Consider the following 19,728-nt stretch of genomic DNA (forward strand, 5'->3'; position numbering starts at 1 on the left):
ATTCATATAAAGTTAACAAAAAATCAACTCATTTAAATACTTTAATACAGCGGATTTTGGATAAAATGCGTACTTTGGGGATCGGAAAAAATGCGACTATGAAAATACTATATGCTGTGCAGGGAACAGGAAATGGGCATTTATGCCGGGCGCTTGATATCATTCCCATCTTGCAAGATCTGGGAGAAGTTGATGTGTTGGTCAGTGGCATTCAGGCAGATATTCAGTTGCCGTTTCCGGTGAAGTATCGTTTACACGGCTTAAGCTTTATCTTTGGTAAATCGGGCGGTGTGGATCTTTGGCGAACCTTTCTAAGTTCTACGGTGCGCAAGTTTGTGCAGGAGATAAACACGCTACCCGTAGAGCAGTATGATTTGGTGATCAATGATTTTGAGCCGATCTCGGCCTGGGCCTGTCAGACGCGGGATGTACCGTGCATTGGGCTAAGCCACCAGATCGGTGCGCTTGATGCGGCAAGTCCAAAACCAGATGAGAAGGATATGTTGGGTAAATTCATTATGAAAAACTATGCGCCCACGAGCGTATCTTACGGCTTTCATTTCAAGTCTTACAGCAAGAATATTTTCACGCCCGTGATCCGACAATCGATCCGTGAGTTGGAACCCAAGGATGCCGGGCATTACACGGTGTATCTGCCGGCGTATGATGATGCGCATTTGTTGAAAAATCTGTCCAAGTTTTCTGATGTGCAGTGGGATGTATATTCCAAACACAACAAGAAGAAGTTTTCGTTGAAAAATGTTACGATAAACCCGATACAGAGTGATAGTTTTATTCAAAGTATGGCCCACTCGTCGGGTGTATTGTGCGGGGCCGGTTTCGAAACGCCGGCCGAGGCCCTCTACCTGAACAAGAAATTGCTGGTCGTGCCAATGAAAAATCAATACGAGCAGCATCTTAATGCCGCAGCGCTGGAACAAATGGGTATTCCGGTTATTAATAGTTTGAAAAGAAAATACGATTATGCCATTGAGGCTTGGCTGAATGGAAAAAATAAAGTGAACGTCAACTACCCCGATGTGACACGGGAAATTGTGACCAATATTGTAGAAAAACACAAGTAAATATAGAGAATGAAGAAGATAGGATATGGTATCATGGCACTTGCTATGGCACAGGTGATTGATGGTAAAGCGCAAACACTGAAATCAACGAGTGATTCGGTGTCATACGCCCTCGGTATTGATGTAGGTTCGTCGTTGTCTACTAACGGCGTGGAGATACAATCGGCTAGCTTTTTAAAAGGCCTTAACGACGGTATACAGGGAGCGAATAGGTTGATAGGCCAAGAGGAAGGCATACGCATCATCAAAGCGGCGTTTGCCAAAGCGGCAGACGAGAAAGCAGCCCTGATGAAAAAAGAAGAAACGGCGTTTTTTGCCAGCTTGAAAGGTAAGGCCGGCATCAAAACCGTTGATAGCACGCTGTTTTATGAAGTGATACAGGAAGGAACCGGGGCGAAGCCTACTGCGGAAGACGAAGTGACCGTTCATTACAAGGGCTCATTGGCAAATGGGAAGGTCTTTGATAGCTCATACGATCGCGGAGCGCCGATTGATTTGGGATTAGACCGCGTTATAAAAGGTTGGCAAGTGGGCATTCCGTTAATGACGGTGGGTTCGAAATATAAGTTCTACATCCCTTCGGAACTTGGGTATGGGGAGCGTGGCGCTGGAGCCGATATTCCACCGTATAGCGCGCTGGTGTTTGAGATTGAATTGATTGGGATAAAAGACAATAATGCAGTTAACTAAATTAGGAAAATCCACGTTATTGGTATCGCCCATCGGGATCGGCTGTATGTCGATGAAAGGTGGGGCTACAAAATTAAATACGGATATTATACAAGAGGCTGTGGCCTCGGGAATAAATTATTTCGATACCGCGGATCTTTACGAGCGCGGAATGAACGAGGAGCTTGTAGGGCAGGCCTTGCGTCCTGCTCGAGACAAAGTCGTGATCGCGACAAAGGTCGGAAACCAATGGCGTTCGGATGGAACAACTTGGGATTGGAAAGCATCCAAGCCCTATATCATCAAAGCGGTGGAAGCTTCCTTATCGCGTTTAAATACCAACTACATCGATCTGTACCAATTGCATGGAGGCACGATAGAAGACCCTATTGATGAAATTATAGAGGCTTTTGAGTTGCTGGTTCAGCAAGGGAAAATTCGCTACTACGGTATTTCTTCTATTCGCCCGAACGTCATCCGGGAATATGCCCGCAAATCCAATATTGCCAGTGTGATGATGCAGTATAATTTGTTAGATAGGCGTCCTGAAGATGTTTTCCCATTGTTGCGGTCTAAAGAAATTGCGGTCATCAGTCGTGGTGCCTTGACACAAGGTCTGTTGATCGATAAAGCAATGGATAAGTATCTGCAACTAACATCTGGTGAAGTGGGGCATGCAAAACGTAATGTAGATAAGGCAGCAGAAGAATTAGGCATCAGCCGAACGCAAGTGTTATTAGCGTATGCGTTAACCCAGGATGTAGTCGATGTGGCGGCTATAGGTGTGCGCACATTGGCACAACTGCGTGATTTGAAAGAAACAATAGCAAAATTCAAGTTGTTGTCATCTGCATCGCGCTTAGAACTGGAGAGGGGCTTGCGCAAACTCTCCTATACCGATCATCTGTAGCTGCATTTCTTACCCTACATCAATGCGTGCACCACGGCGTTGTGGGATATTTGTACTAAGAAAAAAAAATAGAAAGGTTTTAAGATGGCAAATTATCTATTTCACTCGGCAGATTCGAGGGGCAAGGCCAATCATGGTTGGCTTGAGTCTAGACATACGTTTAGTTTTGGGAGCTACTTTGATCCTCAGCGTACGAGTTTTGGAACGTTACGCGTATTGAACGACGATCATGTCGCTGCGGGCATGGGTTTCGGAACACATTCGCACGACAACATGGAGATTATATCGATTCCCTTGCAGGGCGATCTTGAACATCGGGACAGCATGGGCAATGCCGAAGTGATACGCAACGGAGATATTCAGGTGATGAGTGCCGGAACGGGCATCACACATAGTGAGTATAATAAGAGTAAAGAGCATCCGGTTAAGTTTTTGCAGATCTGGGTGCTGCCCAACCAACGAAATGTAGAACCTCGGTATGATCAGTTGACGCTGAACCCTCAAGACCGGCTAAATACCTTTCAACAGGTTATATCTCCCTCTCCAGAAGATGACGGCGCATGGCTGCATCAGGATGCTTGGTTCAGTCTTGCTAAGTTTGAAGACGGCATGGAAAAAACGTACCACGTTAAAGGAGAGGGAACAGGTATTTATATGTTTAACCTAAGCGGTCATATAACCGTGGATGGCCATAGCCTTCACGATAGGGATGGTCTAGCGATAACCGACACGAACGAGGTTACCGTGAAGGCTGTCACTGAAGCTGAATTTCTGTTGATGGAAGTCGCTATGCGCTAAGAGCGATATACTGCCTAAAAGGTCACTGCATATGGAGGGAAATCTTTCCTCAAGCGCAGGTAGGACGAAGCAATCTATTTTTTACTAAAGCGAGATTGCTTCGTCGTTATTGATCCTATTTGCAAAGACGTTCTTGTCTTGCTTTTTTACACGGTATTTTTAAGTTGCTTTATGCCAGTACAAATTGAACGTCGGCATGGAATTTTACTTCTTCGCTCACCATCACGCCCCCCGTTTCTAAGGCCGCGTTCCAGGTCAGCCCAAAATCTTGACGGTTAATTTTCCCGGAGACAGTATATCCGGCCTTTTGATTGCCCCAAGGGTCCTTCGCCAAACCACCAAATTCGGCAGTAAAAACAGCAGGTTTCGTGACACCCTTAATAGTCAAATCTCCTAAGAGTGTAAATTCATCTTGGTCTACCTTTGTTATTTCTGTTGAAACAAAGGTAATTTCCGGGTAGGTGGACGAATTGAAAAACTCGTCGCTTTTTAAATGTTGGTCACGCGGTTCGTTCTTTGTTGTTATCGAGCTGGTCTTTATCTCCACAGTTACCTGTGCTTGCGTCAAATCTGCTGAATCTGCTTCCACGGTGACGTTAAAGTCCTGAAACTGTCCCTTCACATTGGAAATCATCATGTGTTTTACCTTAAATTCAAGTTCGCTATGTGCTTTATCTAAATTCCACGTTGCCATATTATTGTCGTCTTTTTTTACTTTTATCCTTTACTAATGTTTAAAAAAAATGAATTGATACGTTGATATACAATAGTAGAACATACGTATAGGGCATTTTTGTTTTAGCTAATATAGTATTCTGCGCAGGAAATACACATCTTACCTCGTATATTTTGCGCGGAATTTTATCTATAAGGCTGTCCATCAGTTAGTGAGCTTCCGTGTTGGCTTTAATAAAAAAAATCTTCTTGTGTTGAGCATGCGCTAGCGGATTTATAAATTGGGCTTTGTGGCGATATGCAGCTTGGCGTTCATGAGATCGAATGCATTGAGCGCTTGGTCTAGTTGTGCAATGCTGTGTGTTGCCATCATGGACATGCGTATTCGAGCATCCTTTTTTGCCACAGCAGGATACATGATGCAGTTGGAGTAGATACCTTTTGAGAATAGCATATTTGTTGCCTTTGCCGTCAAGGTCGGATCACCTATTTTTACCGGTATCACGCCCGATTCTGTGTTCCCAATATTGAATCCTATACTTTTTAGCCCTTCCTTATAATAGTTTATATTTCTCCACAGCTGCGCCTGCCATTGCGGCTCTTCATCCAGCAAGGCCATGGCCTGCACGGCCGCCATTGCTTGCGATGGTGGCATGCTCACCGAGAAGAGGTGCTGCCGAGATTGGAACTTCAACATTCTGATCAGTTCGGGTTGTGCGACGACATATCCGCCAAGGCTCCCAAATGTTTTGCTGAATACGCCAGTGATAATAATATCGTCGTCTTTCAGGAGCTCTTCCTTCTCCAATATCCCTCGACCAGTGTTGCCGTGTACGCCTACACCGTGTGCATCATCAATCAGCAGATAGGCCCCATAACGTTTCACAAGCTGCAGGATATCCTTAATTTTTGCGATGTCTCCATCCTGCGAATACACACCATCGATGATGACCATTTTAGTTCGGTATTGATTTTGACTGTGCTTGAGTACCTGCTCTAGGTGCTCCATGTTGTTGTGCAAAAAAGTTTTCACATTGGTCGTTAGGCAACCCTCATAGATACTGGCGTGCACGGCCATGTCCAATATGGCGATGTCTTCTTTCTTTAAAAGTGCTTGTATAGTAGCGCTATTTGCCGTGTAGCCCGTGGTATAAAGAATGGCATCCGTTTTTCCGAAAAATTGAGCTATCTTATTTTCCAGCAGTTGGTGGTAACTGTAATGGCCGCCAATAGCAGGAGAGGCTCCCGCACCGGTGCCATACGTAGAAATGGCGTCTATCGCCGCTTGTTTTACCTTGGGATGTTGTGTAAAGCCAAGGTAATCGTTGGATACAAAATTTACATATTCACCGTTAGGAACAATCGCATTGCCATGTACAGATAGTTCATTCGCACAGCCCGTTTGGTTCACCAATCGGTAATTTAATCGGCCGTTATCGTCGAGGTAATCTAGGAAATCATCAAAGGCTGCAGCTCGTTCAAGCATGGTTACATTTGGCATGTTTTCAAAGTCTTTGAAGGTCAATTTTGGGTAGGTGTTTTTGTCAATCATGATTTAATTGTTTTAAAGGCGATGCAGTGAAATCGTATAACAATTTAGAGCAATTTTTTTGTTTTGGCAACCTGTCTCGTCAATATTACAAGTGCAAGAATGTTCGTTTTCATTTTCGTGGAAAGCTATCGTTGTGTTGATTATAATTTCGGAGTAACTTCGCTTAGGAAGAGCTCGTTTTTCTTTCGTGAATGGTGGAAATGTCTGTGCCGAACTACCTAAAAAATTACGTCTTTCATTTTGAAATATTTATTTCAAATGTCTTGTGGAGATGTTCGAAATATGCTATCATTGTAGTAGCTATACCGCACAATTATGAAACTACAGATTATTTTGACCACGATTTTTCTATTATTGGTGCTCACTTGGAATGTGAACACAAATAGCATCCCTGTACTGGGCACGCTGACCGTTTTGTTATGTGTCTCGTTGCTGTACGTCGTTCGTATCTTGCGTAGGATGCAGGCGCGGGAGGGCGATCAGGCCTTCGACAAGGGAATGGAGTAAGACGCTATCATGTAGTTTGCCATCTGTATAGACTTTTCTGCACGCTATTAGCGGAACCGGGCTGTACCAAACTGAACTTGCTGCTTAGGAGGTTGTACGGGTTAACTTTGGTCGTATGTCTTGACAGAAAATGTGCACGAGGATGGCTGCTACGCTCGATGTAACCTGTATTCCTTTTTTATCAGCAATCAACTGGCGTCATTCTGCGAGCAAAAAAAAATCCCCTTCATGATTAAATGAAGGGGATTTTAAGTACGCCAAAAGGGATTCGAACCCCTGACCGACGGTTTAGAAAACCGTTGCTCTATCCTGCTGAGCTATTGGCGCCTCCTTTTCAGTGGAACAAAAGTATATAATAACTGTTGTTTTGCAAAATAAAAATGCTACTTTTTTACAGATTGGGAGTAACGTATTGCATGCCAAACATATACTTAGCAGGCAGGTAAGCGGTCTCTGGAAGAGAATGGCGCTATGATGTTGTGCTCAAAGATTCAAGCATTCCGGCACGACAACAGTCGTCGCATGTGTTGCCGGAAGGACTCAATCCATGTGGGAGGAGAGGGGCCTTCAGCCCTTGAAGGAGCAAGGATGGTACAAAAAAGGAATTCCGGTTCGATACATATTGATAGGCGTTGTTTTTATTGAGTTCGCAATCAATGTGTTTGCCGAAGGACAGGCTAATGGCTATCATAATTTTGAAATAAAATTTTGCAAGATTGATAAAATTCGTACTTTTGTCGCGGAGAGTTGGCAGAGTGGTCGAATGCGGCAGTCTTGAAAACTGTTGACTGTCACAGGTCCGGGGGTTCGAATCCCTCACTCTCCGCCAAACAAAAGCAGCTTTTTTAGCTGCTTTTGTTGTTTAAGGATGATTTGGATTCGAACCGAAGCGTTGGCCGGGGCATATCAAGCGGGAGCTTCCTTGAGTGCTACGACGGTTTTGATCGATACATGCCGTATGGAGAATATTCAAATTTTGTACGATAAGTTTACCACGAAACAAACGATAAAATTCGAGATGGTGAGCCGCTCAGAAAAGTTTATTGAGCTTTAGCGTAAAGAAAACATACGGACCAATGGCTATCTTTGCATAGGAGTGAATAGCAGGCTATATGGAACAGGCAGATTCGTTGAAAACTATAAACTATTCGGGGATATTTCTTTCGTGTTATTCGGACTACAGCGAAAAATGCATACACGCTACGCCGGAACATGTATTATTGTATTTGTATTCGGGTGAACAGGTTATTCACGATAGAGATAAAAAGATCACGATAAAAGCAGGCGAATGTGCGTTTATAAGGCGTGACCATCGGTTAATGATGTATAAAAACAGTAAAGGCAGCGAGTTATACAAAGGGATTTCTTTAACATTCAAACGTGCGTTGTTACGGGATTTTTATAATAAAATCAATAAATCTTACATACCTGACCCTGCGCCCATTTCCGAAAAAAATGTTTTTAAGATACAGCCCAAAGCAGATATTAGTAGCTTGTTTCAATCGCTCACCCCTTATTTTGACGAGGGTGTCAAACCCACGGAGGGTGTGGCACAGTTGAAATTGCAAGAAGGAATTTATGCCTTACTGAACAATTCTGAAGCTTTTTATCCGATATTGTTCGACTTCGCCGAACCTTGGAAAATAGATATTTTGGAATTCTTAAACGAGAACTATATGGATGACTTGACCATGGAGCAAATTGCATCATTTACAGGTCGGAGTTTAGCTACTTTTAAAAGAGATTTCAAAAAAATAAGCAACCTCACACCTCAAAAATGGCTGATAAAAAAACGTTTGGAAATGGCGTACATACAGCTAAAAGAAGAAAAGAAAAAAATACAAGACGTCTATATGGAAGTAGGCTTTAAAAACCCTTCCCATTTCTCAACGGCATTTAAAAAGCAGTACGGGATACGACCGACAGATCTGTAAATTTGAGCCTATAAGAAAGATTAGTTGAGCCTCATAACAAAGCCGTTATGGGGCTTTGCTATTAATTTTGCAGGCTAACTTCATATACTAAGCCATGCACACGAAAATAAAAACAGCAGCTATCTTTGAACGGCTACGAAATCAAGAAAGCGTACCATTCAGCGACCCCCAATATGCTAAAATAGGAGAAGCTTGTGGCCATACGAAAAAGATACTTGTTCAAATGAACAGTACAGCCGATCCAGCCACAATAAGAGATCTATTAAGCCAAATCACAGGTTCCTCAATTGACGAAACGACAACCGTTTTTACACCCTTACATATCAACTACGGAAAACATACCACAATAGGTAAAAACGTATTCATCAACTTTGATTGCGTTTTTCTCGATTTGGGGGGAATTACCATTGAAGACAGTGTACTGATAGCGCCGAAGGTTAGCCTGTTGTCCGAAGGACACCCCCTGACACCAGGGAGGAGGGCAACACTGACCGCCGGGCATATCCACATCAAAAAGAATGCTTGGATTGGGGCAGGTGCTACCATTTTGCAAGGTGTAACCATTGGCGAAAATGCCATAGTAGCCGCAGGAGCGATTGTTTCCAAAGACGTTCCCGATAATATGATTGTAGGCGGTATCCCTGCAAAAATCATGAAATCCATTTAAAATAGAGCCATATGAAAAGATTATCAATTTTAGCAGTAGTAAGTCTGATGTTTTTAGGGCAATCCTGTACACAGCAAACAAACAATCAAGATTCAGAAAAAATGAGCGATACAGCAGAAGCAGAACACTATACGTTTGACTTGAGCGATAAAGTAACCCGCCAAAAAGTAACCTTTAAAAATCGCTACGGGATTACCCTTACAGGGGATTTGTACATTCCAAAAAATCACGGTAGCGAACCATTGGCTGCACTTGCCATTAGTGGACCTTTCGGGGCTGTGAAAGAACAATCGTCGGGCTTGTATGCTAACCAGATGGCAGAACGTGGATTTATCGCGCTGGCATTCGACCCGTCTTACACCGGCGAGAGTGGCGGCGAACCGAGAAATATTGCTTCCTCTGACATCAATACGGAAGATTTCAGCGCCGCAGTAGATTTTCTTGGCATACAGAAAAACATAGACAGAAACAAAATCGGTATTATCGGTATATGTGGGTTTGGAGGATTTGCACTCAATGCAACAGCTATTGACAAACGGATAAAAGCGGTAGTTACTACAAGTATGTATGATATTCCACGTGCTTCTTCAAAAGGGTATTATGATAAAGTAACCTTAGAAGAACGTACAAAAACATTGGAGCAAATGAGCCAGCAACGTTGGAAAGATGCAGAATCAGGAACGCCTGCATATGGAAACTGCCCAAATCCGGATACACTGAAAGGTGATGAACCGCAATTTGTAAAAGATTATTTTGATTATTACAAAACCAATAGAGGTTTTCATACACGCTCCATCAATTCTAATGCAGCCTGGACGTTGACCAATGGATTTTCATTAATGAATATGCCTATCTTATCCTACATCAAAGAAATATCGCCACGCCCAATGTTGCTTATTGCAGGCGAAAATGCACATTCCCGTTATTTTAGCGAAGATATTTACAATATGGCCGCCGAACCGAAAGAATTAATGATTATACCCAATGCTGTGCACGTTGATTTGTATGATAAGGTTGAAGTCATTCCATTTGAGAAGTTAGGTGTATTTTTTAAGCAACACCTCAAATAAACCAAGGAAGTGATCATTACTGCAATTTTCGTTCTTGACACAATCACGTGTACGTACAATATTTTGAAGGTATGGTGTTAAACGCTGATTGAAAAAGACAGATAAATCTACACGGTTTTCTATGTGTGTTTTCTTTTTTGTTTTATTTAGATAATATTTTAAACAATTGATGTTAAATAATTTGAAAATTGATTAAAAGTTGCCTATACTTGAATTACTTTGGTTTACAGTGTAATATGTTGTTCTGTGGGGTGTTGAGGGGGTTGTAATTAATATTTGCTACATTTTTATAAACTTAACATATACTATTATGATCAAAAAACAGCTTTTTAAACATGTTATTAAGAGAATAGCTCCTGTTCTTTTCATTCCCATTGCTTTTTTCAGTTCGTGCCAAAAATCGATGCTCAATGCTGAACAGGGTGTGGCTATGGAGAATGCATCGGATGGACGCATGGCGGCCGTCAATGACGATCCAAATTACTTGGCAAATTTAATAGCGTATAAGAATAGCCCACACCCGTTATTCGTTGGTTACTTGGTTGCCGACGGGAACGATCCTGTTGAAGCATCGTCTATGCTCAATGTACCTGATAGTGTCGATATCGTTGTCGCCTTTGCCGGGTGGGATAGAGACCCTTCACATTGGCGCGCTTTACAAGCAAAGGGAACAAAGATTTTAATATGTACTTTTCCTGGTATAGATGCTTTTTACGATGGATCACAAAAAGATACGACCACAACCCAAAGAACGTCGCTTTCCGCAAATAGCACATATGATCACTGGGCAAAGGCCATGTACGATAAATTTATTGTTGAAATGGGCTGGGATGGAATTGATGTGGATATAGAGACTGGTACTTTCGGCGGTGATGCTCCAGCTAGCAACGCCAGAGCGGTGTTAACATCTATTAGCAAATATTTTGGACCTAATGCGCTTGCTGGGAATTTAACCAGGGCTGGCGTAAAGCCAATTTACATTTATGACACCGATGTGGATGTGGCCGGAGGGAGTCTAGGTTATAACACCATTTACACACCATTTAGAAGCAATTATGATTACGTAAACTTTCAGTCGTATGTTGGAGGAAACCGGCGCTGGAGCGGAAGTCAAGTTTCCGATCTTAACCCACTGCTTAATGCTTTTGAGAGAAACAAGTTAATTGTGCTAACCAATGGCGACGAGTTCATATATCCTAATGGCGGTGAAGATACGCCCGGGGGCGATGAGCGGGCGACGAGATGGCTATGGGACATTGCGAATTGGACGAGAACGAATAATACTGCGGGAGTAGGTGCTTACAGAATGAGTAGGGACTATAATCATGTGCCAACCTTTAACAGCACCCGTCAGGCTATTCAAATCATGAACCCTGCCAGAAACTGATAGCGGTAAGTTTGAAAGATTGAGTGATTTCAGGATAAATGAAGCCCGCTGTGCTTTACGGGTTTAATACCGAACGCTTGACTAGACAAAAGCAGCTTTTTTAAGCTGCTTTTGTTGGTTACCGGCTGCGGTATTCGAGCCCAATTCGCATTAGCAGTCCGCTTGATAGCTTTGTGTCCATCAGGGGGAGGTCGAAGTCAAAACCCTGATAAACGATTTTATACATTTTTTAGATTCGGTAAGATAAATGTTAGAAAAATAGTTGCGAGAACCGTCAATAGAAAGCCAATCTTTACAGCTATAGCCTCCTTTGTGAAAACCACAACAACAGCGTACAGCGTGCTTAAAATTACTATGGCAGCTATCGGAAAAATAAATAATTCGTGTACAAAAGTCAATACGCCTTTTAGAAAGTTTATTTTTAAAAATTCTTCGTTCAAGATAGTTAATATGAAAATCAGCGCTAGCGCTACGTTGATCCAAACGATGGTTTTTGTAGTTCGTGTCATGTTCAAAATCTGTTATATTTAAATGTAAAGACAATTATCGTCTGTTGAAAAGCGATGTTAAATTATGTAGTTAACTTACTACCTTAAAAAAAGACCATGAATTTAAAAACTCTACTTTTCTTATGCTTTTTTATCCCATTTGCAAAATTACTTGCGCAGGAAAAGACTAAAGCGAAATACAACTACCTTTTATATTTACCAAAAGATTATGCAAAAACATCAAAAAGATATCCAGTTGTGGTTTATCTTCACGGCGGTTCACATAAAGGGCAGGATTTGAATAAACTGAAGGGCTATGGGTTACCTTACCTCATTGATAAAGGCGAAGATTTTGAATTTATCATCGCTTCTCCGCAATGTCCTGACAATAAATATTGGTCTAACGAAAATTGGTTTGACTCCTTGTACCTGGATTTATCAGAAAAGTATAGAATCGACAGCAAGCGGATGTATGTTACAGGGATTAGTATGGGCGGTTACGGTGCGTATACCGTTGCTATGGATTTTCCAGAAATTTTTGCGGCAATAGTCCCATTATGCGGAGGAATCAACGATAGCGATACTTCCCGTATTTGTAACCTACGGGATATTCCAATTTGGACATTTCACGGTACCGCTGATGACAAAATTCCGATTAAAGAAACGGAAAGAATTGCCGCCCAATTGAGATTTTGCAAGGGCAATATGAAGTTTACCCGATTAGAAAATGCTGGTCACGGAATAGAATACCTTTACGAAAAGAATCGCGAGATCTACACCTGGATGTTAAAGCAGCGCAGATAAAAGGGATACAGCATCGCGTGGCGCACCATGCATATGAATGGAGAAACACCAATGATCTCTCCAGTGGCCCAGCCGTCCCGTATAAACGGGACGTTTGAGCATTCACCAGATTACTAAACAACAAAAATGAACTATCGTGCGCTTACGGAACATCGCAAGCTAATATTGTAGTCATAACTTTTCACTAAAAACGCTCGTGTTATGCAGTATGCTAATGTATGGGCAACATAGGATGAATAGAGGAAGAACTCCTGCGGTGAAATTAGCGCTCTTCAATGAGAAAAGCAAACTTTAAATACACTTTTATTTGAATTGGGTATTTTTACAATTGTTTATGCAATTTTTGATCAGTCGTCCCTCCATTGTTTCGTGATAGCATGGCCCACCCACTTTTTCTGCTGAATACCTTACTATTCAAATTCTTGAAAAATGAGGTCTATCGTGTTCAACGGGATATTAATCCGGAGGAATGGCAGAAAGACATGCAAGGTGAAATTCATTGGTCTTGTAAAATAGATCAAATAAATTTGTTTAACACAGCATGCTATATACTGCAATCTGCACGGGGAAGTATTCCAAACAACAACTTGCTATTTTAGTGATTAGCGAACTCTGTTTTTACCGTAAAAAATTGTAACTTGACGGCATTATTTAGGTAAGATTTTACAACTGTATTTGCTGATGAAATACTGGATTTTCACGTTTTTAATTGTCTCCTTGTTCGCTATGTCTTGCTCTGATGAGGGTGCAGATCCTTCAGCGAGGATTACCGATATATCGCGACTTTACGTTTCCTTTGAAGAATACCAAACGAATAATGAGGGCATTGCCGATACAAACATTCGCATTATGAAGAAAGCGGATTCATCCGTTTTCAGATTAGATAGTGCGCATTTATCTATGGCGCGTGGCGGTGGAGTGATTCTATTCAATCCTTTTTTGAAGTCAATTATTCAGGCAAGTGCTAATCGGGATACTGTGCAAAATGATTCTTCTATTTATGTGACGACGTTGCAGCCGCAAGGGCAAATGGTGAATGGCGCCATGATGGCCAGTTCCTTGTTAAAAAAGGTACGCGGATTCGCTTATCACCGTGCTAGCGATGCCCTCTTCGTTGTCAATGCTGATGGTGAGCGATCCGGCATCTTTGTGGTTGATAGGCCTAATTCCATATCGCAGATGCGTAAACCGTGGAAGCAGTTTTTTACGGGCAATTTAAATATGTGGGGGGCGGCCTATAGGGCCAACAATCTCTATGTCGGCAAACAAGGCGATGCACCGGGAATATATGTGTTTGAAAACATCGTGACAAGACGCGTGAATGCAGCCGATTCGACCGCAAGATTGTCGCCTAGCCGTACGCTAACGATTGAAGGAGCCAGAAACCTCTATGGCATGACCTACGACACGGTTAAGAACATTTTGGCTATCGCTGAATTTGGCGACGGTACGACGGTAGGGACGGGCCGGATTCTTATTTTCGACAATTTCAGTGGAATGGCTTCTGGATCTAGCATTGCGCCTTCCCGCATCATTACCGGCGTGGCTTCACAACTTACGCAGCCTTTTGATGTGGCTATTGATGCCCGAGCAAGTGGACAATTTATATACGTTGCCGATCGTACAAAAAAGATTTTTCGATTTAGGTTGACGGACAACGGCGAAGTGGCTCCGGATCAAGTTTTCGATACATCGCTGTACGGCACCCCCGTCGGACTCGCGTTGGATAGCCGCGACGATTCTACTTTGCCCCAATTTTAACGACACGCAATCATCTTTTTAGCGGTCAACAACTCAGCGGTAAACCTGCTTTTAAGGTTTACTGCTATGCATATCTAAGAAACCCTCGGCCGTCGCGTTCCATCCTTACGAAAAATCAATAGCTTTTCCCAGCGTATATTTTAAGGTTACTAACTACGGAATACCTGGCGAAAGAACCGTCCAGGCTTTTGTATCTTTTGCATACTGTAGATCCCTTGTTTTCCCGAAACCAAGAAGCTCACGATACAGGCCGTGATAAAAAACAGCGCGGCCTGCCAGCCAAAGAGCTCGATGGCCATGACGCTGCAGGCTATTGGTGTTTTTGTGCAACCTGCAAATACCGCTACAAATCCTGTCGCGGCAAGTAGGGCCATTGGTAAAGGGATAATCAGTGCGAGCGCATTGCCCAAGGTGGCGCCGATGAAGAACAAAGGTGTAACCTCACCACCTTTAAAACCGGCACTCAGTGTGATTGCCGTCAGCACTATTTTTATAAGAAAATCGTAGGGAAGCAACCGTGTATCGAAAGAGGCCAGAATCGTCGGTATACCCAATCCGATATGTTTGGTGCTTTGCAAGCAAAGCACGATCAGTAGTACTGTCAATCCGCCAATAAATGGCCGCAACAATGGAAACTTTATTTTTTGGAACAAGGCGCTAAAGCCATCACTGGTAAAGACAAAAAATTTGGCGGCCAAGCCAAAGGCCAGACTTGCTAGGAGGAGATGGCCGACGGTAGCGAGCGAAAGGTTCGGAACGGTCTGCACAATCGGGTAGTGAGTATGCAGGCTGCCGTATAGGCCACATACCCAATTGGAGAGGAGCGCCGTCAATGCGATCGGGATCCATGCTTTCCACCTTACTTTGCCTACCTGCACCACTTCGATCGCAAATAATGCCCCTGCCCAGGGCGTGCCGAACAGGGAAGCGAAGCCAGCAGCGATACCGCACAAAAGCAGAATTCGAGTCTCTTGCTTCGACCAGGACAGCCAGCGGCTGCATTGACTGGCAATGGTACCACCGTATTGTATGGCTGTGCCCTCGCGACCTGCCGATCCGCCAAACAGATGCGTCATCAACGTGCTGAGCACAATCATCGGCGCCATTTTCCAAGGAATAGCTATACGTGGATAGTAATAGGCTTCCAATAACAGATTATTACCTTTTTGCGCTGCACCAGCATAGCGTTGGTACCACCATAAAATAACGACGCCTGCTAACGGTAGCAGCGCAATAAGCCAATGGTGCGTGTCGCGATAGGCCGTTACCCATTGGAGCGCATATAAAAACAATGCAGAGGTGCTACCTATGAGAAAGCTTATCAGCAGAATGGATAAAACCCATTTGCCGGCTATTTTTTTGTCGAAAGGAAAGGTGTTTGCCATGCTATAAAAATTCCACTTATCAATAGATTTGAGCTATTCAAATTAAGTAGACATCATCAGCTTTGCGAGCGCTTAAGGCCAGATATCATTGCCACAGCTATAGCAAATATACAATTTTTAATAGAAGCTAACAAGCAAGGCTACCCAACCAACGATCATCAGCAAGCCGCCTAACGGTGTTATGGGGCCTAAGAACCGAAGATTCACTTTCCAGTAAGAGGCGAAAGACAGTCCGTAGATACTGCATGAAAATAACACGGTGCCGATCGCGATGCCATAGAATGCCCATTGCTGTGCCGACTGGGAGAAATCATTGTTGTAGCCCACGGTGAGGAGCGCCAAGGCTGCGTACATCTGATAGCGAACCCCCACCTCGAAAGACTGGAGCTTGTCTTCCGGTAGAAATTTTTTGAAAAGATGCGCACCAAATGCGCCCAGGATAATGGCCAACGTTCCGAAAATAGCTGCCGTCGTTAAAACAATAGTTTGCATAGGTATTAGTCTGTAGATGGTGGGTTCTGTTCTTGTTCGTTGTTTATCTTTTGCAGTCCGCCCTCGAGTTCGAAAACCGTAAAGCCCCGCTCACGTAGATACGCCGCCGCTTTGGCACTTCGGATTCCGCTTTGGCAAAAGATGTACATAGGTCGCGACTTGTCTAATTTTTCGACGTTTTCCTTAAATAGCATGGTATCGTTCCAATTGATGTTTATGGCCTGTGCCAAACTGCCTTGTTTAAACTCTTTTGGAGAACGTACGTCAAGTACGAGCACCCTAGAATCGGATATGCTATCAGCAAATGCCGCGGGCGGAAGGATCTGTTGGGCGAGCGCTGTGCCCATACTCGCTAGCGATATGCCCAAGAAAAAAACAAGCTGAAAAATGGTTTTCATCTTCCAAAGATAGCGAATCTGCAGGACTTACGAGAAAGAGCAGGCGCAGACACTTTTCAAATAAAAAGCCGCATCAACGCGTAATTGATGCGGCCTTTAATCGTCTGTTCTACGTTTAGTTTTTTACCAATTCGGTATTGACAACGATTTCCACGTTTGCCGCCACAGCAGCTACACCCGACGGCAATTTGTCGTTGTATTTGATGTTGTAGTCTAAGCGATTGATCGTCGTTTTCGCAGTAAAACCTGCGCGTGTTTTTCCCCATGGATCGGTAATGATACCGTTGTTCTGTACCACGTCAAATGTTACTTTTTTTGTGACGTCACGAATGGTAAGATCACCGGTCAACGTGTATTTGCTTTTTCCAGCTTTTTTCAAAACCGCATTTTTGAACGTAATGGTCGGGAATTTTTCCGCGTTGAAAAAGTCATCGCTTTTTAAGTGGCCGTCGCGTGCTTCAATGCGGGTGTCGATGCTGTTGACGTCGATGGTAAAGCCAACAGTAGCATTGTTAAAGTCTTCTACAGATTTTGTCTCTACGGCGCCCTCTAATTTTTTGAATTGGCCATCAACCATGGAAATTCCTAAGTGGTTGACAGCGAAAAGGACATTGGTATGAGCGGGGTCAACAGACCACTTTACCTGTGCAAAAGCGACATTAACTAACAATGTTGCCGCAAATAAAACGGAAAATAGATTTTTCATTTTTTTCTTATTTGATTTCTTGCTACAAAGGTCAGCAAAGGCTGTTGCCGCGCCATTGATGTATGATAAGAAATTAAAATTGCGCCATAAGGCTTTTGTTTGCCGCGTCGCGGTAGCTGGATGGTGTTGTGGACATAATGGATTTGAACGTTTTGTGAAAGCTCACGAAATTCTGGAAGCCGCAATCGAAACAGACTTCCTTCACACTGGCTCGCGTATCATTCAGCATTTTGCAGGCTTGCCCGATCCGAAACTCATTTACAAATTGGATCAACGTTTTTCCTGTCTTTTGTTTGAAATATCGACAAAAGGAGTTTGAAGTCATGCCGGCCAATTGGGCAATCTCTTCCAGTGGAATTTTACCGCGGTAATGCAGCCGGATGTGTTCAAAGATCTTGTTCATTCGCCCGTGGTCTTCCTGCTGTTGGGGATTGCTGTATCCCTCGCTAACCAGCGTTGTCCAGGAAGGTAGTTCGCTGATGGCACATAACGTTTCCAGTAAACTACTAAGGCGCGAAAGCGGAGTTTTAGGAAGCAGGCTATCGAAAAACTGCGGTAGGAAGCTGTTTTTGATGTCTAGCGAAATGGCCCGCCCTGCTTTTCTATACATCTTTTTGATAAGGCCTGCCTCTGGCAGGTCGAGAAAGTCGGCGCCGCAAAAATCTGTTTTGAAATGTACCACATGGATGTCTGCACGAGCAGGAGCTTCCTCGCGAACATATTGCTCGTCGAACAGCCAATAATGAGGCGTATTGGAGCCAATCAACACCAAAAAGTTATCGGAAAAAGGCTGAATGCAATCGCCCACGAAAAAAGTTCCATTTCCTTTTTTGATATAGATGAACTCCAATTCCTCGTGGTAGTGCCAGATGTTATGATTTTGTGGCGCATGGTCATGACGAACCGTGAGTGAGCCCGTCTGTAAAGCGCTATGATGAAGTCGCTGTATGTACATTGTTTACAAAAAGAATTAAATAGCAATATGTCGATCCAATGCATAAGGATTGGCCAATCGTCATTCACTAATTGATTTATTCAATGATACGGATAAAACATCGAATATAGATGATAAAATAGTTTATTTATTCGGTAAAATAGTTCAATGTAGAAGTTCTCATTTAGTTTAGCTTTACAGTTCCAATGTAAATCTTATGACGCAAAACAAAAAATATACATTAGCCATAGTATTGATAACGTCCCTGTTTTTCTTTTGGGGTTTTATCCACAATTTAGATCCCATTCTGATCCCGCATTTGCGAAACGCATTTAGTCTTACGCACTTTCAGGCTTCCTTAGTCGACTCGGCCGTTTTTATCGCTTACTTCCTGTTAGCAATTCCTGCGGGCATGATCATGAAAAGGTTTGGATACAAGGCAGGTATCGTGGTGGGCCTTGTATTGTTTGCTATCGGCTGTTTCCTTTTTGTACCCGCTGCCAATACCGTCAATTACTATTTCTTTTTAGGCGCTTTGTTTGTGGTCGCTTGCGGATTAACCATCTTAGAGACTGCTGCAAACCCGTATATGACTGTTCTTGGCGATCCTACCAAAGCCACGCAACGTCTAAATTTCGCACAATCTTTTAACGGGTTGGCCGCTTTTTTAGCACCCACGTTAGGCGGAAAGTTTATTTTGACAGACGAGCCCAAAACGGCAGATGAAATCGCTGCCCTCAGTGAGCAAGCGCGTTTGTCCTACATACAGGCAGAAACAGCATCCGTAAAAGGTCCCTACCTTGTTATAGGACTGATTATCCTCGCAGTAACGCTGCTGTTTATATGTACAAAATTACCTGAAATCAAAGAAGAAGGCGATAGTGGAAAAGGTGTTATACATGCCTTCCGGCACAAAAACGTGCGTTGGGCTGTGCTCGCACAGTTTTTTTATGTAGGCGCACAAGTTTGTGTACTGAGTTTTCTGGTGATGTTTGCGACCGATGTGGCTGGAATAGCCGCTAGCGAAGCCAGTTATTATTCGGGCGCTGCTGGCCTGGCTTTTATGTTGGGTAGGTTTATCGGAACCTTCTTTATGCGCTATATCGCACCCATCAGGCTTTTGTTGCTCTATGCTATACTCGCCGCCTTACTGACGGTTGTTGTTATCTATGGTACAGGTATGGCAACGTTGTATGCACTGATTGGCATCGCGTTCTTTATGTCAATTATGTTTCCGACCATATTCGCCGTAGGCGTGGAAGGGATTGGGGCCGATACGAAGTCTGCATCCAGTCTGATTGTGATGTCTATCGTGGGCGGGGCTGTATTGCCGCCGCTGCTTGGGCAGCTATCAGATTCCATTGGAAGCTTTCAAATTGCGTACTATGTGGTGCTGGCCTGCTTTATCGTAGTCGCCTTATTTGCCTGGAACAACCGGAAAGCCGCCATTAGTGAAGCTGTCGCTGGACATTAAAACTGGATAAGCGTGGAAGACGCTAAAATAAT

Annotated in this window: 21 protein-coding genes, 2 tRNA genes and 1 riboswitch; of the genes, 14 read left to right on the plus strand and 9 right to left on the minus strand. The window is 43.3% G+C overall.

What is annotated here, in order from left to right; all coding sequences use genetic code 11:
* Nucleotides 1–98: 98 nt before the first annotated feature.
* The 4 genes from B0I21_RS18740 to B0I21_RS18755 all read left to right on the plus strand — a co-directional run bounded on the left by B0I21_RS18740 (nt 99) and on the right by B0I21_RS18755 (nt 3,462).
* Nucleotides 99–1,085, plus strand: coding sequence for a glycosyltransferase family protein (locus tag B0I21_RS18740; protein WP_133642027.1), 987 nt, complete (start codon nt 99–101; stop codon nt 1,083–1,085).
* A gap of 9 nt (nt 1,086–1,094) precedes the next feature.
* On the plus strand, nt 1,095–1,775 hold the full coding sequence (locus tag B0I21_RS18745; RefSeq protein ID WP_133642028.1) for an FKBP-type peptidyl-prolyl cis-trans isomerase: 681 nt from the start codon (nt 1,095–1,097) through the stop codon (nt 1,773–1,775).
* Nucleotides 1,762–2,664, plus strand: a complete 903-nt coding sequence (locus B0I21_RS18750) for an aldo/keto reductase (protein WP_133642029.1) — start codon at nt 1,762–1,764, stop codon at nt 2,662–2,664. Before B0I21_RS18745 ends, B0I21_RS18750 begins: the two co-directional genes overlap by 14 nt.
* Before the next feature lie 84 nt (nt 2,665–2,748).
* The gene (locus B0I21_RS18755; protein WP_133642030.1) at nt 2,749–3,462 is read left to right on the plus strand and encodes a pirin family protein; all 714 of its coding nucleotides are present in this window, start codon (nt 2,749–2,751) and stop codon (nt 3,460–3,462) included.
* A 169-nt stretch (nt 3,463–3,631) separates the two neighbouring features.
* Here the strand turns inward: B0I21_RS18755 and B0I21_RS18760 are convergent, their stop codons facing one another.
* Both B0I21_RS18760 and B0I21_RS18765 read right to left on the minus strand, forming a co-directional pair.
* Complete coding sequence (locus tag B0I21_RS18760) at nt 3,632–4,156, minus strand: YceI family protein (RefSeq protein ID WP_133642031.1); 525 nt, start codon at nt 4,154–4,156, stop codon at nt 3,632–3,634.
* Nucleotides 4,157–4,411: 255 nt separating this feature from the next.
* Nucleotides 4,412–5,689, minus strand: coding sequence for an aminotransferase class I/II-fold pyridoxal phosphate-dependent enzyme (locus tag B0I21_RS18765; protein ID WP_133642032.1), 1,278 nt, complete (start codon nt 5,687–5,689; stop codon nt 4,412–4,414).
* 315 nt (nt 5,690–6,004) lie between these two features.
* Here B0I21_RS18765 and B0I21_RS18770 point away from each other — a divergent pair, with 315 nt between their 5' ends.
* Complete coding sequence (locus B0I21_RS18770) at nt 6,005–6,196, plus strand: hypothetical protein (protein WP_133642033.1); 192 nt, start codon at nt 6,005–6,007, stop codon at nt 6,194–6,196.
* Nucleotides 6,197–6,449: 253 nt separating this feature from the next.
* On the opposite strand, the gene B0I21_RS18775 is transcribed toward B0I21_RS18770, so the two are convergent.
* Nucleotides 6,450–6,523: transfer RNA gene (locus B0I21_RS18775), tRNA-Arg, on the minus strand.
* A 414-nt stretch (nt 6,524–6,937) separates the two neighbouring features.
* On the opposite strand from B0I21_RS18775, the gene B0I21_RS18780 reads away from it, so the two are divergent.
* The 6 genes from B0I21_RS18780 (at nt 6,938) to B0I21_RS18805 (ending at nt 11,254) form a co-directional block, all read left to right on the plus strand.
* Nucleotides 6,938–7,025: transfer RNA gene (locus B0I21_RS18780), tRNA-Ser, on the plus strand.
* Nucleotides 7,026–7,064: 39 nt separating this feature from the next.
* Nucleotides 7,065–7,250 (plus strand): hypothetical protein, encoded by a 186-nt coding sequence (locus B0I21_RS18785; RefSeq protein WP_133642034.1) that lies wholly within the window; start codon nt 7,065–7,067, stop codon nt 7,248–7,250.
* Between the two features lie 58 nt (nt 7,251–7,308).
* Nucleotides 7,309–8,130 (plus strand): AraC family transcriptional regulator, encoded by an 822-nt coding sequence (locus B0I21_RS18790; RefSeq protein ID WP_133642035.1) that lies wholly within the window; start codon nt 7,309–7,311, stop codon nt 8,128–8,130.
* 94 nt (nt 8,131–8,224) lie between these two features.
* Complete coding sequence (locus tag B0I21_RS18795; protein WP_133642036.1) at nt 8,225–8,797, plus strand: DapH/DapD/GlmU-related protein; 573 nt, start codon at nt 8,225–8,227, stop codon at nt 8,795–8,797.
* A gap of 11 nt (nt 8,798–8,808) precedes the next feature.
* Complete coding sequence (locus B0I21_RS18800; protein ID WP_133642037.1) at nt 8,809–9,867, plus strand: alpha/beta hydrolase; 1,059 nt, start codon at nt 8,809–8,811, stop codon at nt 9,865–9,867.
* 310 nt (nt 9,868–10,177) lie between these two features.
* Nucleotides 10,178–11,254, plus strand: a complete 1,077-nt coding sequence (locus B0I21_RS18805; RefSeq protein WP_133642038.1) for a glycoside hydrolase family 18 — start codon at nt 10,178–10,180, stop codon at nt 11,252–11,254.
* Nucleotides 11,255–11,472: 218 nt separating this feature from the next.
* Here the strand turns inward: B0I21_RS18805 and B0I21_RS18810 are convergent, their stop codons facing one another.
* A complete protein-coding gene (locus tag B0I21_RS18810; RefSeq protein WP_133642039.1) occupies nt 11,473–11,763 on the minus strand; it encodes a hypothetical protein in 291 nt (96 codons plus the stop codon).
* Nucleotides 11,764–11,859: 96 nt separating this feature from the next.
* On the opposite strand from B0I21_RS18810, the gene B0I21_RS18815 reads away from it, so the two are divergent.
* Entirely contained in the window at nt 11,860–12,546 is a 687-nt protein-coding gene (locus B0I21_RS18815; protein WP_133642040.1) for a carboxylesterase family protein, read from the plus strand.
* Nucleotides 12,547–13,227: 681 nt separating this feature from the next.
* Nucleotides 13,228–14,307 (plus strand): hypothetical protein, encoded by a 1,080-nt coding sequence (locus B0I21_RS18820; RefSeq protein WP_133642041.1) that lies wholly within the window; start codon nt 13,228–13,230, stop codon nt 14,305–14,307.
* Between the two features lie 149 nt (nt 14,308–14,456).
* On the opposite strand, the gene B0I21_RS18825 is transcribed toward B0I21_RS18820, so the two are convergent.
* From B0I21_RS18825 to B0I21_RS18845, 5 genes are all read right to left on the minus strand, one after another.
* Nucleotides 14,457–15,692, minus strand: a complete 1,236-nt coding sequence (locus B0I21_RS18825; protein ID WP_133642042.1) for a chloride channel protein — start codon at nt 15,690–15,692, stop codon at nt 14,457–14,459.
* 40 nt (nt 15,693–15,732) lie between these two features.
* Nucleotides 15,733–15,794: riboswitch (Fluoride riboswitch) on the minus strand.
* Nucleotides 15,795–15,809: 15 nt separating this feature from the next.
* Nucleotides 15,810–16,184 carry a DUF423 domain-containing protein gene (locus B0I21_RS18830; protein WP_133642043.1) on the minus strand — a complete coding sequence of 125 codons (375 nt, stop codon included), beginning with the start codon at nt 16,182–16,184 and terminating at the stop codon, nt 15,810–15,812.
* A 5-nt stretch (nt 16,185–16,189) separates the two neighbouring features.
* The gene (locus B0I21_RS18835) at nt 16,190–16,582 is read right to left on the minus strand and encodes a rhodanese-like domain-containing protein (RefSeq protein ID WP_133642044.1); all 393 of its coding nucleotides are present in this window, start codon (nt 16,580–16,582) and stop codon (nt 16,190–16,192) included.
* 115 nt (nt 16,583–16,697) lie between these two features.
* Nucleotides 16,698–17,288, minus strand: a complete 591-nt coding sequence (locus tag B0I21_RS18840) for a YceI family protein (RefSeq protein ID WP_133642045.1) — start codon at nt 17,286–17,288, stop codon at nt 16,698–16,700.
* A gap of 73 nt (nt 17,289–17,361) precedes the next feature.
* Entirely contained in the window at nt 17,362–18,243 is an 882-nt protein-coding gene (locus B0I21_RS18845; protein ID WP_133642046.1) for a helix-turn-helix domain-containing protein, read from the minus strand.
* Nucleotides 18,244–18,439: 196 nt separating this feature from the next.
* On the opposite strand from B0I21_RS18845, the gene fucP reads away from it, so the two are divergent.
* Entirely contained in the window at nt 18,440–19,696 is a 1,257-nt protein-coding gene (gene fucP / locus B0I21_RS18850) for an L-fucose:H+ symporter permease (RefSeq protein WP_133642047.1), read from the plus strand.
* Nucleotides 19,697–19,728: the final 32 nt, after the last annotated feature.

The organism is Sphingobacterium paludis, from assembly GCF_004364125.1.
GTDB classification, from domain to species: Bacteria; Bacteroidota; Bacteroidia; order Sphingobacteriales; family Sphingobacteriaceae; genus Sphingobacterium; species Sphingobacterium paludis.

What these genes read in the sequence shown, in the direction of transcription:
- B0I21_RS18750 (WP_133642029.1), top strand. Translation starts at nt 1,762, where the DNA reads ATGCAGTTAACTAAATTAGGAAAATCCACGTTATTGGTATCGCCCATC.
- B0I21_RS18745 (WP_133642028.1), top strand. Translation starts at nt 1,095, where the DNA reads ATGAAGAAGATAGGATATGGTATCATGGCACTTGCTATGGCACAGGTG.
- B0I21_RS18770 (WP_133642033.1), top strand. Translation starts at nt 6,005, where the DNA reads ATGAAACTACAGATTATTTTGACCACGATTTTTCTATTATTGGTGCTC.
- B0I21_RS18765 (WP_133642032.1), bottom strand. Translation starts at nt 5,689, where the DNA reads ATGATTGACAAAAACACCTACCCAAAATTGACCTTCAAAGACTTTGAA.
- B0I21_RS18845 (WP_133642046.1), bottom strand. Translation starts at nt 18,243, where the DNA reads ATGTACATACAGCGACTTCATCATAGCGCTTTACAGACGGGCTCACTC.
- B0I21_RS18835 (WP_133642044.1), bottom strand. Translation starts at nt 16,582, where the DNA reads ATGAAAACCATTTTTCAGCTTGTTTTTTTCTTGGGCATATCGCTAGCG.
- B0I21_RS18815 (WP_133642040.1), top strand. Translation starts at nt 11,860, where the DNA reads ATGAATTTAAAAACTCTACTTTTCTTATGCTTTTTTATCCCATTTGCA.
- B0I21_RS18785 (WP_133642034.1), top strand. Translation starts at nt 7,065, where the DNA reads ATGATTTGGATTCGAACCGAAGCGTTGGCCGGGGCATATCAAGCGGGA.
- B0I21_RS18790 (WP_133642035.1), top strand. Translation starts at nt 7,309, where the DNA reads ATGGAACAGGCAGATTCGTTGAAAACTATAAACTATTCGGGGATATTT.
- B0I21_RS18825 (WP_133642042.1), bottom strand. Translation starts at nt 15,692, where the DNA reads ATGGCAAACACCTTTCCTTTCGACAAAAAAATAGCCGGCAAATGGGTT.
- B0I21_RS18820 (WP_133642041.1), top strand. Translation starts at nt 13,228, where the DNA reads ATGAAATACTGGATTTTCACGTTTTTAATTGTCTCCTTGTTCGCTATG.
- B0I21_RS18760 (WP_133642031.1), bottom strand. Translation starts at nt 4,156, where the DNA reads ATGGCAACGTGGAATTTAGATAAAGCACATAGCGAACTTGAATTTAAG.
- B0I21_RS18740 (WP_133642027.1), top strand. Translation starts at nt 99, where the DNA reads ATGAAAATACTATATGCTGTGCAGGGAACAGGAAATGGGCATTTATGC.
- B0I21_RS18800 (WP_133642037.1), top strand. Translation starts at nt 8,809, where the DNA reads ATGAAAAGATTATCAATTTTAGCAGTAGTAAGTCTGATGTTTTTAGGG.
- B0I21_RS18795 (WP_133642036.1), top strand. Translation starts at nt 8,225, where the DNA reads ATGCACACGAAAATAAAAACAGCAGCTATCTTTGAACGGCTACGAAAT.
- B0I21_RS18830 (WP_133642043.1), bottom strand. Translation starts at nt 16,184, where the DNA reads ATGCAAACTATTGTTTTAACGACGGCAGCTATTTTCGGAACGTTGGCC.
- B0I21_RS18840 (WP_133642045.1), bottom strand. Translation starts at nt 17,288, where the DNA reads ATGAAAAATCTATTTTCCGTTTTATTTGCGGCAACATTGTTAGTTAAT.
- B0I21_RS18755 (WP_133642030.1), top strand. Translation starts at nt 2,749, where the DNA reads ATGGCAAATTATCTATTTCACTCGGCAGATTCGAGGGGCAAGGCCAAT.
- B0I21_RS18805 (WP_133642038.1), top strand. Translation starts at nt 10,178, where the DNA reads ATGATCAAAAAACAGCTTTTTAAACATGTTATTAAGAGAATAGCTCCT.
- fucP (WP_133642047.1), top strand. Translation starts at nt 18,440, where the DNA reads ATGACGCAAAACAAAAAATATACATTAGCCATAGTATTGATAACGTCC.
- B0I21_RS18810 (WP_133642039.1), bottom strand. Translation starts at nt 11,763, where the DNA reads ATGACACGAACTACAAAAACCATCGTTTGGATCAACGTAGCGCTAGCG.